The sequence below is a fragment of the Acinetobacter sp. CAU_H_S170_2 genome, from assembly GCF_058890445.1.
Window position 1 is genome coordinate 3065853 of record NZ_JBZYAE010000001.1, and the last position, 13297, is coordinate 3079149.

12 protein-coding genes are annotated in these 13297 nt (G+C 43.2%); 2 read left to right on the plus strand and 10 right to left on the minus strand.

All coding sequences use genetic code 11. From position 1 onward, the window contains the following. Positions 1-42: 42 nt before the first annotated feature. Genes AC5EUN_RS15045 through AC5EUN_RS15055 form a run of 3 tightly spaced genes read right to left on the minus strand, consistent with a single transcriptional unit; the run spans position 43 to position 3376 of the window. Positions 43-1050: an HlyD family secretion protein gene (locus AC5EUN_RS15045; protein ID WP_004692722.1), complete on the minus strand. Its 1008-nt coding sequence runs from the start codon at positions 1048-1050 to the stop codon at positions 43-45. Positions 1051-1085: 35 nt separating this feature from the next. Further along, the gene (locus AC5EUN_RS15050) at positions 1086-1292 is read right to left on the minus strand and encodes a DUF1656 domain-containing protein (RefSeq protein ID WP_159152940.1); all 207 of its coding nucleotides are present in this window, start codon (positions 1290-1292) and stop codon (positions 1086-1088) included. Positions 1293-1294: 2 nt separating this feature from the next. Continuing rightward, entirely contained in the window at positions 1295-3376 is a 2082-nt protein-coding gene (locus tag AC5EUN_RS15055; protein WP_178895942.1) for an FUSC family protein, read from the minus strand. Positions 3377-3823: 447 nt separating this feature from the next. Here AC5EUN_RS15055 and AC5EUN_RS15060 point away from each other — a divergent pair, with 447 nt between their 5' ends. Next, positions 3824-4594, plus strand: coding sequence for an IclR family transcriptional regulator (locus AC5EUN_RS15060; RefSeq protein ID WP_004692725.1), 771 nt, complete (start codon positions 3824-3826; stop codon positions 4592-4594). Positions 4595-4600: 6 nt separating this feature from the next. On the opposite strand, the gene AC5EUN_RS15065 is transcribed toward AC5EUN_RS15060, so the two are convergent. Then, complete coding sequence (locus AC5EUN_RS15065; RefSeq protein WP_159152939.1) at positions 4601-5233, minus strand: alpha-ketoglutarate-dependent dioxygenase AlkB family protein; 633 nt, start codon at positions 5231-5233, stop codon at positions 4601-4603. Positions 5234-5361: 128 nt separating this feature from the next. Here AC5EUN_RS15065 and AC5EUN_RS15070 point away from each other — a divergent pair, with 128 nt between their 5' ends. Continuing rightward, positions 5362-7164, plus strand: coding sequence for an ABC transporter ATP-binding protein (locus AC5EUN_RS15070; protein WP_159152938.1), 1803 nt, complete (start codon positions 5362-5364; stop codon positions 7162-7164). 53 nt (positions 7165-7217) lie between these two features. Here the strand turns inward: AC5EUN_RS15070 and pgsA are convergent, their stop codons facing one another. The 6 genes from pgsA to lpxO form a co-directional block, all read right to left on the minus strand. After that, entirely contained in the window at positions 7218-7805 is a 588-nt protein-coding gene (gene pgsA / locus AC5EUN_RS15075) for a CDP-diacylglycerol--glycerol-3-phosphate 3-phosphatidyltransferase (RefSeq protein ID WP_004692729.1), read from the minus strand. A 106-nt stretch (positions 7806-7911) separates the two neighbouring features. Next, positions 7912-8706 (minus strand): thioesterase family protein, encoded by a 795-nt coding sequence (locus AC5EUN_RS15080; protein ID WP_159152937.1) that lies wholly within the window; start codon positions 8704-8706, stop codon positions 7912-7914. A 113-nt stretch (positions 8707-8819) separates the two neighbouring features. Further along, positions 8820-10619: an excinuclease ABC subunit UvrC gene (gene uvrC, locus AC5EUN_RS15085; protein WP_159152936.1), complete on the minus strand. Its 1800-nt coding sequence runs from the start codon at positions 10617-10619 to the stop codon at positions 8820-8822. A gap of 160 nt (positions 10620-10779) precedes the next feature. Further along, positions 10780-11124, minus strand: a complete 345-nt coding sequence (locus AC5EUN_RS15090; RefSeq protein WP_159152935.1) for a DUF2185 domain-containing protein — start codon at positions 11122-11124, stop codon at positions 10780-10782. 156 nt (positions 11125-11280) lie between these two features. After that, entirely contained in the window at positions 11281-11688 is a 408-nt protein-coding gene (locus AC5EUN_RS15095; RefSeq protein WP_159152934.1) for a PH domain-containing protein, read from the minus strand. Between the two features lie 218 nt (positions 11689-11906). Then, positions 11907-12821, minus strand: a complete 915-nt coding sequence (lpxO, locus tag AC5EUN_RS15100) for a lipid A hydroxylase LpxO (RefSeq protein WP_125273387.1) — start codon at positions 12819-12821, stop codon at positions 11907-11909. Positions 12822-13297 lie beyond the last annotated feature (476 nt).

Here is a 13297-nt window from a genome sequence, read left to right on the forward strand (position 1 = left end):
ATCCTCATTGGATGCTTTTTTTTGAAATGAACAGAGGTCAATTTAGTGCTGTGACTCGGTAATATGTACTGTCACGGTTCGCCCCGCGACAAATGCCAATTCATTTTTCGGAATATCATCCAGTGCAATTTTCACAGGAACGCGCTGCGCTAAACGCACCCAACTAAAGGTTGGGTTTACATTGGCCAACAAACCTGTACTTGTAGTTCGTTCACGATCTTCAATGCCTGAAGCAATCCCCTGCACATGTCCTTTCAATATGTTTGAGTCCCCCATCAACTGTACAGTAGCGGGCGCACCCAAATATATTTTATTTAACTTGGTTTCTTCAAAATAACCGACCACATAAAGCTGTGAGCGATCTAATAATGCCGCTACCGCCTGCCCCACTTTGACATAATTTCCTGCTTTCATCTCAAAATTAGACAGTGTGCCATCGGCTGGTGCCACCACTTCGGAACGGTTCAAGTTTAATTCAGCCAAATGTAAATTACTGGTAGCTACATCGATTAACGCCTGTTGCTGCGCAATATTGGCTTTGGCCTGCTGAATCGCCGCTTGCATTTGTTCATGTTCGGCATGCGATTGATCTCGTACGGCAAACATCTGATCTTGTTCTTGCTTTGAAATAGCACCATCCATCAAATTTGCATAGCGTTCTGCATTTTTATCGGCCAAGTGACTATTGGCTTGTGATTTGGTCAAATTGGCTTTGCTTTGAAACAGCTCAGCTTCGGCAGCAGCCAAACTGGCTTTAGCTTTAGCCAAGTCTGATTTGGCTTGTTCCACATCAAGTGCCTGACGCGCCACATCAATTTTAAACAGCACCTGACCTTGTTTAACACTTTGATTATCATGCACTAAAACTTCTGTGACTAAGCCCGATACATCGGAAGACACTTGAATCACATCGCCACGAACCCGCCCATCACGTGTCCACGGTTCAGCATTATAATAATGCCAAAGATGCACGAGCACCGCGATCGCAATACCCGCAATCAGTACTAAAGTGATGGGACGGCTCAGTTTACGCCAATCAAAGGATGCCATTTCTTTTACCTCATTCATTTCAATCAGATGTGCGCTTAGGCAAAGCTCACGATAAAACCCCAATGGACCATGCCAAGCACTGTAATGTAGAGGCATAAATAAAAAATACTGGGTAAAAAAATCCAGCCTTTGTCGACCCAAGGATCGGTCACCCGCATGAGTAACTTTAATACGATGTAGGCCAATACCGCCTGAATGGCCAAAACTGGCACATACACACCATAGATATTAAGTTCACCCATCGTTATGCTCCCATCAAACTGACTTGAGACATTTCGTCCCATGTCGCATGACAGAGACTGCTTTGAATATTATTCAGTGAAACTTGTAAACGCCGAGCAATGCTTAGGTCTTGCAGCTGTATAAGCTCGGCCTGAATGATCTGAATTTTGTCCAAAATATGTTTTCTGACCTGTAGGTCGCTATGGTCTAATTCTTTCGCGTGAAAATAAGCATCCATTTGGCTTTGTAGTTCTTGTAGATGTAGCGTGATCAAGGCCTGCACAGGCATTTTTTCAATCAGTTCTTGCACCCGAGTTAAATCAATCACCGCACTGGATTCAATCAGGGCCAAATTAATTTTTTGCTTCAAACGATCGGACTGTACCAACTTGGTATTCAGTACGCCTATCCGATCCAACATACTGCGCAAATGCACTCTAAATTCCACCCCATAAGGTAGATAAAGCGCTTGTCGTATCGCTTTATAATGTAAAGACAGGATTCGCTTGGCTGTAATGTCCGGCGACATCGCACGCACCAAGTGAATCACATAGACAGAAATGATGGGGCCAAGCACCGTCCCAATCGATGCATCAAAAAACATCACTTGGTCAAGGTGATAACGGTTTTGCAGATTTAAGCCCATGACCACACCCATTATCAAAGGTAGCGCCAAACCTGTGAGCGGCGGATGTAAAAACAGCATCAGACAGTACATACAAAAAGGGGCCAACACCACAGCCAACATCCAAAAAGCGCTGATGTGTGGGAAGATGCCATAAGCATAAATAAAGACAATAATCGCCGCATACAGACTGGCACGGATAAAGATTTTTAAGGCAGGAACAGGATTGTCCATACTGGTCAGAATACAGGCACAAATAGCGGCCATCTCTGCCATCATAAAACCGGCTTTCCAACCACTGATAATCCAAAAACCAGTCGCCACAAGCACCACAATAAAAGCTGAAATGCCGCCACGCACGGCTACGCCATGATCTCGATGTAAGTTGGGATAGTTTGTACTAATTGGGGTCACTATTGCGGGTAAGCTGTCATCCCCCTGTTGGATACGCTGCCAAATCAACCTAATGGCGCGTATATTTTGGGTGAAATGACGCACATCCATTTTTAAACTGACCAACATGACTTGCTGCTGTGGCAAGGCACTGTCAAACACGGCTTGAAAACTCGACTCAAACTGCTCAGGTAGCTGGTTTAAGTCCTGCTCTAAAATGACCTGATCACTTTGTAAAAATTTTACAATCTGTACATGCGCCTTTTCTAAAGCTGGTCGGTAGCGTGAGTCAATGTGATCTAACTGCTGAATTCGCTCGGCCATGGCCACCAAGTTTGTCACCAACATACTGAGTTGATGCAGCATTTCTTGGAGCGGTTTGGTCATGCCCTGCAAGGTTGATTTTTCATAGCTCAAGTGCACGGCCATCACATGAATATCGGCAATATCCCGCGTGATATGACTAAGCGTAGTGCTGTAATTAATGGCCTTAACATCATCTGTCAGGATCTGATCAAAAACCGCTCGAGTGTCTTGAAAAGTCTGTGAAACACGGGTTTTGACTACGGGACCAATATGCATGGGAAACAGTACCGCATTCACCACTGCACTACACAGCACTCCCACCGTGATTTCAATGCAGCGACCAATCGCCATATCAAACATGGAAGTGGTTTCAATGTTATAGACAATGTTGTAGCAAATAATGACCGTGGTATAGCCCGCCAACATAAAAATATAGCTACGCGGCGTCCGATCCAACAATGAAAAATAGAGACAAAACCCGACCCATGTGGCTAAAAATAATGTGAACAATTCAGGCGTGTTGATAAGGTTTGGCGTGACTGCAATCGAAACAATCGCTCCCAGCAACGTTCCCAACACTCGATAAAGACTTTTTGAGGAAGTCATTCCTGCATATGGGTTTGCGATAACGAAGACCGTTCCAATCGCCCAAATGGGATAAGCCAAATCTAATGAAAATGCGACATAAAGTGAAAGCATGCCTGCCAAAAAGGTTTTCGTCGCAAAAATCCAGTCCAATTTATTTGGGCGGAATGCGAGTAACTGTTTGGTGAGGAACATAAATTCATCTCTAAATGCGCTGAATGACAACATTTAAACAACTCTTCAACACAGCATTGCTCAGACAAACAGCATCACTTCGTCCTCACCTCATGCGAAGACGGATGAAAAAATAATTCAATAAATGAAGTCTTTTACAGACATGGTCAAAGACAGCGCCATGTTGAAAGGAAAGAAAATAGCTCAATAAATAACAAAATCATTATTCATTAAAAGACATTTATAATGATAATTTTTCCAAAAATATGGATTTTTGTCAATTAAAATATCTTAATATGATAATTTACATGTTTTTAAGATCATATTTCACCCCTTTTATTGCGTTACAAATGCTGATAAAAGTCCACGAAAGCCATGCGCTCAGAACGAAAGCCATGTCGAGTCTAGGGTTTTTGTTATATAGTAACTGTCGTTCAAATGGCTTTTATTTTGACTAAGTAGGTTCTTATGGCACTTTCAAGTTTCGGTAAAATTCTCACTGTCTTAGACCTCTTTTCTGTGTCACGCCCGATTATCAATGTCGATATCATCAGTGCCGAACTGGGGCTATCACAGCCCACCAGTTATCGTTATTTAAAGGAATTGGTATCCGCAGGACTTTTACAGCGCTTAAGTGGAACCAGTGGTGACTATACTTTAGGCTCTCAAATTGCTGTTTTGGACTATATCTCTCGAACGACAGACCCACTCTTACAAATCAGCATTCCTTTTATGCAAGACATCGTTGAGCGAACGGAGTTTTGCTGTATCCTCACCCAGCTCAACGCAGAGCACTGTATTGACCTATATGGTGAAGTCTTTAAAGACCTTGAGTTATTTTCTTATGGGCGTGGTTGCCCACGTCCCGTATATTTAGGTTCATCGCCTAAAGTGGTGATTTCACAGCTCAGCAAAGCTAAAATTATTGAATATTATCAAAAATTTTCGGCTCAGCTGGCCGAAGTCAATTTTGCTGCGAGCCAAGATGAATTTTTACAGAAAATGAAAGCCATTAAGAAACAGGGCTATTATTTTTCCAATGGCGAGTTTGACCCCAACCTAGCCAGTCTGTCTGTACCAGTCAAATTTTCACCCAAAGATACACCGTTGGCACTGACCTTATTGGCTTCGAAAAACCGGTTTGAATTTGTGGATCTGAAAAAAATGGTTGAAATATTAAGACATAGCGCCTTACAGATCGAACAGAAATGCCATCTATTGCATAATATTGAAGCTTAATTTTACTTAGCGTTGAAGCATTGGATAGAAATAGCGAAAGGTTAAATTCAGACGCGGCTCAGTGATTTTGCTGGATTTCATCAAAGCATGTTTCCAGTAGCGCTGGGTCTGTCCACGCATCACGATCAATTGCCCGCTGTGCAACATCAGCCCGACTTTTTCCTGTTTAAACTTGTGCTTAAAGCAAAACTTACGGGTTGCGCCAAAACTGAGTGAGGCAATCACCACATTTTCTTGCTGCGGTGAACGTAGTGAAGGCTCATCATCACTATGCCAGCCGACGGCTTGGCTGCCATTTTCATATAAATTAGCTAGGCATGAGTTAAATGGATGTCCCACCAATTGCTCAATATGTTGTTTTAAACGAAACAAAGCTGGATTCCATAACCGTGCTTGCTTGGCACTGCCCGAATAGTGATATTCATACTCGGCATCGCCATACCACACCACTTTTCGCTCCGTGACATAACGTTTGCCATACAGTACGACCTCGTCAGGTTGCCATGCCAAATGTGCTAAAAAATAATCCAAATATTTCGCACTTTGCTCTGCCGTTAAAATCAAGCCCAAGTCCTGCACCTGCCCATCGAATGGGAGCAAGTTTGCTTGCGGTTCAGGACTAAACAGATCTAAGGTCATGACTTTTCCTCCTCTGCAAACAGTTTAACTGAATTTAGAACGACACAAATCAAAACAAAGTCACAGCTTGTCGCCTAGCTTCCTTATGCATACACTCATGTGAACTTTCACAATAAAAAGAAGCATGTATGAACCTTTGGCAGTTGTTTCAAAAGCTTCGCCCCTTTGTCCGCCCCTATCGGATATTGGTAGTTGCGACCTTGATCCTGACGCTGATAGGTTCCTTCACTGCTCAGGTCAATGCTCTGACTTTGCAATATGCCGTCGACAGTATCAACCGTCTGGTCGAACAAGGCCAAGGACTGACCGAAGGCCTACACATTTTGATCACCATTTCTGTGATTTTACTCAGTAAAGAAATCATCAGTGCCTTGGTGCAGTTTGGTCAAAAGTTTTATGGGGAAAAGCTCCGCATTCTAGTATCACAAGACTTGGCGCAAAGTATTATCGAAAAATTCCTCAACTACCGTTTGGCTTTTTTTAATGCCGATCAAAACCAAGCGGGTAAGCTACAAACGCGAATTGACCGTGGCATTGGTTCACTGACCCGTCTGGTACAAATCTTTTTTATCGATATTTTGCCACTTTTTAGCAGTGCCATTGTGGCACTGGGGCTGATGTACTATGCCAACTTCTACGTCGGTTTGGTGGCGACCAGTATTATCCCTATTTACTTTTGGCTGACATTCCAACAAGCTAAGAAACTCGGCGGATGGCGGCGCAACCTGCGTGATGGCCGTGAAAAAAAGAGCCAAGGCATTCTCAGTATTATCCAGTCGATTAGCGTGATTAAGTCCTTTAACCGAGAGTCTATTGAGTCGACCAAACAACTGAAACTGCAAAAAGCACTGACCGATAATCAGATGCAAACGCGCCAACTCAGCTTTTTATTTGATGGCTTAAAGACCTTTATTGAACAAATCGGGATTGTGCTGATTATCATCCTCACAGCGTACTTTGTACTCGATGGAGAAATGAGCATTGGCATGATCATGTTTCATATTTTGCTGTTCAATAATGTCTCCGCACCCATTCGTTCATTGCACCGTATTTATGATGAAGTGAATGATGCGATGATTTACGCGGAAAGTTTTTTTAAAATTTTAGAAGCAGATGATGAAATCGAGCAAAGTGGTGCACTCAAACCCCAAATTCAGGGAAAATTCAGCCTAAAGAGTGTCGATTTTTTATACCCCAATGGTCATCATGCGCTTAAGCAAGTCAACATGGAAATTCGACCCAACAAAATCACGGCCTTGGTCGGTTTATCCGGTGCAGGAAAATCCACTTTAATTAGCCTATTAGATAAATTTTATCAGCCAGATACAGGAAAAATTGAGCTTGATGGAATTGATTTACAAGACATCGACACCGCCTATTTACGCGAGCACATTGGCCTCGTCTTACAGAAAAATCACATTTTCCAAGGCAGTATTTTAGACAATATTCGCTATGGAAAAATCAATGCCACAGATGATGAAGTCTATGCTGCCGCAGAAAAAGCCTCTATTCATGAACAAATTTTGCAGCTCCCCGCAGCTTACCAATCCGATGCACTGATGCTCTCAGGCGGGCAACAACAGCGTATTGCACTGGCACGCATGTTCCTCAAAAATCCACCAATTATTTTTCTCGATGAACCAACCGCCAGCCTCGATGCCATTGCTAGCGAGCAAATTAAACAGAGCCTCGATGAGATCAAACAAGGGCGAACGGTGATTATTATTTCACATAGTTTGTCACAAATTATCGATGCCGATTATACCTATGTCATGAAGGAAGGCTGTATTGCTGAACATGGAGAACATGAAGCGCTGTACCGTCAGGATGGGGTCTATAAGGAAATTTTCGATGCCATGGCCAAGAGTCTAAATATTGAAAAAATTGCCAAGACTTTTGAAGATGATACTGAGGAAGAAACGCATAGCTAATGAATCTCAGGTACAAAAAAAGCTCCCGCAGGAGCTTCTTAAAAATCTAACAATCAAGGCTGTTTTAAGTATGGCCAAGCCGCTTTGAGGTAAATAAACATCGACCATAAAGTCAAAATTACTGCGGTATACAACAATGCATAAGCCAACATTTCAAGCGGCTGCCAATTCAGTAAGAACACGGTAATTGCAATCATTTGAAAAGCAGTTTTATATTTCCCGACCGTAGACACGGCTACATTAGTACGTGCACCCAATTCTGCCATCCATTCACGCAGTGCTGACACCGTAATTTCACGGGAAATAATCACAATCGCCGCAAATGCCATCGAAATTTCTGGTTTCCACTGCACCAACACGATCAGTGCTGCTGCCACCATCAATTTATCCGCAACAGGGTCTAAGAAACGCCCAAATGCAGAGGTCTGATTTAAAGTCCGCGCCAAATAACCATCGAACCAATCTGTCACCGCTGCAACGACAAAAATAGACGTCAACAAAATATGACGAGACATACTTACCGCTTGTTCAGCGATACCCATTACAGGGGGCCAATAGGCCACCAACAAAAAGACCGGAATTAAGGCAATACGCGCCAAGGTCAAGATATTAGGAATATTCAGGATGCGACCTGTAGTCATAAACACCGCCCGTTGTTTCCCTCATGTACGATGAAAATGCACACTTTTTTGAGGTTTAATCCATCGTTAATAGCGCCCACTTTATACGAATTGACCTAAGGTGTCACTAGGCAAACACGGTAACTGTTTGACGCGAAATTGCAATTAAACGATTCTGATCATCCCACAAATAGGCGGCTTCGGTGGAATATCCATCCGCAGCATATTGCGTTTCAACGTGGTATTTCATCCAATCGTGTAACTGATTTTTCAGCGGATGCACATAGGTCAAATGCCATGTTAGCGAACTGGCAGGTGCCATACTTTTAAACATCGGTAGCACCCCTGGTGGCCAAATGTCCATCGACACCATGAGGTCGGCTACGGTCATGTCTCGATTTTCATGTAAGTCTGGATTAAAGCGATACCAGCCAGAAAAGTCAGGCTTTGGGCTGGCTGTACATGGATACTGCCCTGTCACCCAAACCATATCCAGCTGCTTAAAACACTCAGGTGCAAGCGGGTGATGCGGCGCTGTTGTAAGACCATCAACCGATGGAAACGCGGGTGCTACAGGTTCTTGATGCACATGGATACTCGATTCACGCTGTGTCCCGAAGCTTGCCACCAAAATACTTTGAACTGCATCATCCTGCCATAAACGTACTTCCAAGGTGGTAACCGATTTGCCTTGACGGAGAATCTCGCTGGTTAAACGAACTTTGGCTTGTTGTACTGGGCCAACAAAAGTCACGCTACAACTGAGTAAATGCTTCGTGTCATCGGCAAGAGTCAACAATGCTTTTTGCATCATTAAACCTGCGACCAGTCCCCCATAAATCGTGCGTCCTTGTAACCAACCTGTAGGAATATCAATCCATTCTTGTTCTGATAAAGCCTGATAACTGTGTTGAAGTGACATGTGGCATCCTTGTTTTAAATTCCGTCCATATCTTTACAACACAATTCAACCAATGTGAATGATCAATGACCCATGCGTCAATGAGCACTTTTGCAATCGCAGTAGATGCGGTTCTACTCATGCAAAACTTTATAAATGGTGCGGGCCATCACTTCACCCAAACCGGGGACTAGGGTTAAGTCTTTTTCGGAGGCTTTCAACACCCCTTGAATCCCGCCAAAGTGCGTCAACAAATCGCGGCGGCGTTTCGGACCCAAACCTGGAATCACTTCCAAAATCGATGAACCACGTTTTTTATCACGTTTAGCTCGGTGTTTAGTAATCGCAAACCGGTGTGCCTCATCACGCACCTGTTGTATCAAATGCAACGCTTTATGATCTTCAGGCAACTGAATTTTAGTTCCATCGGTAAAGTGTAGGGTTTCAAGACCCGGTTTACGCCCCTCGCCTTTTGACACCCCAACCATAAAGGCCTCTAAACCCAGCTCTTGCATGACGTCCATCGCCATATGCAACTGCCCTTTGCCACCATCAATCAAGAGTAAATCAGGCAACATGGCTTTTTTATAACGACGAGTCAGGGCTTGGCGCATTGCGGCATAGTCATCACCCGCGGTAATGTCTTGAATTGAAAACTGACGATAATCGCGCTTACGAATGCCGCCACTGTCGAATACCACACACGAAGCCACGGTTTCTTCACCCATGGTATGTGAGATGTCAAAACATTCGATCCGATCAATCGGACGTCCCACCACTTGTTCAAGTTGATGGAAACGCTCATTCAGCTCAAAGTGATTAGCCAATTGCCCTTTGATCGCATGCTGCACATTCATCTGTGCCAGCTCTAACCATTCTGCACGTGTCTCACGCACGCTATGTTTAATCTGTACTTTCTTATCAAACTGTTGCTGTAGTGCTTGTTCCAGTTCTTTTTGATCGGGCAATTCGACATTTACAATCACCTCACTGGGTACTTCATCCGCCACTTGGAAATAAAAGTTCGCTATGAAGTCGGCCAGCATTTGCCCCAAACCCTCTCCGAGCATATCTGGAAAATAACTTTTTCCTCCGAGCATTTTCCCGTTACGCACATGCATAATCTGCACACAGGTCACCCCTGCCTGATAGGCAATCGCTAAAATATCGGCCTCACCTTTGAGCTTATAAATAGCTTGTTGAGACTGGACATCCCGTAACAGTGCCATACGGTCACGGTAAAACACCGCTTTTTCAAATTCTAGGGCTTCGGCCGCTTGCTCCATTTTCGCAATCAGTTCTTGATTCAGCTCTTTGGTGTCCCCTTGTAAAAAACGAATCGAGTTATCGACATCATTTTTATACTCTTCAGGGCTAATGAGTCCTACACACGGCGCTGAACAACGTTTGATTTGATACTGCAAACAAGGACGCTTACGCTGTGAAAAATAGCTATTTTCACACTGGCGAACATTAAACAGCTTTTGCAAAACCAACAAAGTATCCCGTGCATTATAAGCACTCGGATACGGTCCAAAAAACTTCCCAACTTGGTGTTTGCCTTTGCCCCGACCCGATGCAATCCGTGGATAAGGTTTGTCGGCAGAGACAAAGATATACACATAGGACTTATCGTCCCTGAGCATGATGTTATAGGGTGGACGGTGCAGCTTAATCAGGTTTTGTTCAAGCAGCAGCGCTTCAGTTTCGGAACGAACGACTAAGGTTTCGATGTCATAAATACGCGCCACCAAAGCCTGCGTCTTCGGGTGCTCAATAGTTTTGACAAAATAACTGGAAACACGATTTTTTAAATTTTTCGCTTTGCCCACATACAGCAGTTCACCGTCTTTGCCGAGCATGCGATAAACGCCTGGCAGTGTGGTCATATTGGCTAAAATTTTTTCGATATGTTCTCGTGCGTTTTCGTTCACAGGGTTCCCTAATTTTCTCGGCTCGCCGTCAACTGTTCTGCTTAGGCTTAGCCTTGGATCTGTCTTTTAGATTGGGCAGGTCTGACGCATTTCAAGCACATGAAAGTTCATTTCAAAACCAGTCTGGCTGGCAAAAGACATTGATACTGAGATTGAAGGCTTATTCCAGATCCATCGCTTCAAAATCGATCCGTTCAAACACACCTTGCTCATTGCGGGCAAAGTGACTTCCCGCAGGCGCATTTAAGTGAGCAATGATGTCCCTATCATAGTTGGCAATCACATTGACCTCATAAAGACCCAAGTTTTCAGGGTCTTCAATATAGTCATCTCCTTCTTCACCCGATAAAAAAACCCAGCCACTTTCATCGCTAGATTGTGCTTCTTCACGGTACATGTAGGCCACTTTTAGGCCATGCACCGTAATCATATCTGATGCGATACAACTTCCCATATGAGGCACTAAAGTTTGAATTTGTGTCGGACTCAATTGATACGACTTCATAAGCATATCCTTCAACGGCAAGTAGACGTTTTGCAAGTGGAGGTTTGTGAGAGTGAATAGGACTCAAGTTTATTTTACTTTAGTCCTCACGGCATATTTGAGCAAGGCTTTCACTCGCTTAGGCCCTTAAAGCATAGAACCTGCCTAAGACTATATTTATGACAATTTTAACGCAGCTTTAAACGCGACTTTGTCTTTCGGTGACACCAAAATGGTTTTGGTTTGGCCCTCTTTTAAGTATTCAATCTTTAGACGGTCTAGAGACAAAGCAGGTGAACTGATTGAATTATCTGTTTCAGAAACCGACTGTATCGCAGTCAAGGGAATGATCCATTTAAAACAGAGACTGCGAACTGTCAGTTGCCCCTGATCGACCACATAGCGAGTACTCCACAGCGGCCACCACAGCAAAACAATAGTCAAAGCATAGACCACAACGAACAAAAAATTTTGCATCAAAATGCCTTTGCCATAGGTGGTCAAAATCAATTGGGCTAACAGGCCTGACATCGCAATAATAAACCCCAAAAACCACCAGTCCATCTTAGAACGAAACTTTTGCACCTTGAAACCTCATGCTTTATCTAAGTTATAAGTTGCGATCTTAAAAATGACACAGATACGCGCTCATGTTGTTTTTAGTTTTAACTGGATAAAGCATAAAGCCATGCGTGGTTCAAATCCACTGTAAGCTTTGAAATAAATAGAAAAATCAAAAGGGCAGATAGGCTTCCCCTTTTCTGCCCAAATAAAAAAACGCCACTCAGGGCGTTTAATGTACTTTAAAACACATAAGGTCGAACAAAGATCAGGAAGAAAATTCCGAGCATTAAGAACCACTTTAAGAAGTAGTACAGTTGACGGTTGGTTTTCTTCAAGGCTTTAGCTTTGATCCGCACTTGATAGACATAACCAAAGACTTTATTCAGTCCACCCGTTTGATCCCCTGCTTCATTTGGAGAGCTGGCAGCGGTCATAACTTTTTTACCAAACCAGTGATTGAAACGTTCCATAAAGCGTGTCTTTAATGGACGCTCGACATCGGCAAAGAAAATAATGCGGTTTTGATCAGTGGTGTTTTCGGCATAATGAATATAAGTTTCATCAAAGACCACGCTTTCACCATCGCGCCATGAATAGCGCTCACCATCCACATCAATAAAGCAGCGATCATCATTCGGTGTGATCAACCCCAAGTGATAACGCAATGAACCCGCATAAGGGTCACGGTGACGAACCAAACGGCTGTCTGGTGCCAGTTCAGTAAACATCGCGGCTTTAATGGTCGGCAAGGTTTTCAGCAACGCAGTCGTTTTTGGACAAAGTTCAGCGGCTGATGGATGTGCAGAGTCATACCATTTCAGATAAAAACGCTTCCAGCCTGTTTTGAAAAAGGAGTTAAACCCCAAGTCATCATAACTGCTCGATGCTTTAATTCCGCCTTTTTCATATAAAGCTTTTGCTTCATCACGAATCATTTCCCAGTTTTCATCCAACACTTTTAAGTCTTGAAAATGCTGTGTATCGATATATGGCTGATTCGGTACCTTTGAAAACATGTACATGAGGTAGTTTATCGGCGCAAGAATCGTTGAATGATCGAAAAATTGACGATAAAACGAGTGACGAACCTTCCCACGTTGCTGAATATAAAGTGCAGAAAGAATAAAAATCGCCAGAATGATCCACTTAATCATATGAAAACCTGGAAACCAAAGAAAACGAAATAAAAGAAAAAGACCGGTATTCGGTCTAGACTGCGAATTGTAACATAGGCTGCAAAGTACGTCCTATTTCCAGCTTTTCATCACAAGTTTTCATTCTGTTTGGGTTTACCTGCAAGTGCAGCATTGACTAAATTGCCAAAATCGGCGCAAAGATTGACTTGAAATATAAGGACGCCGCCTAATCGTTTTTTGATCACTCATCCATAAAAAATCTTAAATGAAACAAAAACTTCACTCTATTTAGACCACATCACTCAAAAATTCATCACGCAAGCACACGAAATAATTGAATAAAAATAGATGACCCTTGCGTCACGGCTTGATACAACTTGTTATGTTCTTTTTCGATATAGTTATCGTAAGATTGGCGGAGCATAGATGTACGTAGGAATGACGTACTCGCTTCACAACATCAACTTAGAAGTCCTCCAAAATAAGGAGATCAG

What these genes read in the sequence shown, in the direction of transcription:
- lpxO (WP_125273387.1), bottom strand. Translation starts at nt 12,821, where the DNA reads ATGATTAAGTGGATCATTCTGGCGATTTTTATTCTTTCTGCACTTTAT.
- pgsA (WP_004692729.1), bottom strand. Translation starts at nt 7,805, where the DNA reads ATGACTACAGGTCGCATCCTGAATATTCCTAATATCTTGACCTTGGCG.
- AC5EUN_RS15045 (WP_004692722.1), bottom strand. Translation starts at nt 1,050, where the DNA reads ATGGCATCCTTTGATTGGCGTAAACTGAGCCGTCCCATCACTTTAGTA.
- AC5EUN_RS15080 (WP_159152937.1), bottom strand. Translation starts at nt 8,706, where the DNA reads ATGTCACTTCAACACAGTTATCAGGCTTTATCAGAACAAGAATGGATT.
- AC5EUN_RS15070 (WP_159152938.1), top strand. Translation starts at nt 5,362, where the DNA reads ATGAACCTTTGGCAGTTGTTTCAAAAGCTTCGCCCCTTTGTCCGCCCC.
- AC5EUN_RS15060 (WP_004692725.1), top strand. Translation starts at nt 3,824, where the DNA reads ATGGCACTTTCAAGTTTCGGTAAAATTCTCACTGTCTTAGACCTCTTT.
- AC5EUN_RS15065 (WP_159152939.1), bottom strand. Translation starts at nt 5,233, where the DNA reads ATGACCTTAGATCTGTTTAGTCCTGAACCGCAAGCAAACTTGCTCCCA.
- AC5EUN_RS15090 (WP_159152935.1), bottom strand. Translation starts at nt 11,124, where the DNA reads ATGAAGTCGTATCAATTGAGTCCGACACAAATTCAAACTTTAGTGCCT.
- AC5EUN_RS15055 (WP_178895942.1), bottom strand. Translation starts at nt 3,376, where the DNA reads ATGTTCCTCACCAAACAGTTACTCGCATTCCGCCCAAATAAATTGGAC.
- AC5EUN_RS15050 (WP_159152940.1), bottom strand. Translation starts at nt 1,292, where the DNA reads ATGGGTGAACTTAATATCTATGGTGTGTATGTGCCAGTTTTGGCCATT.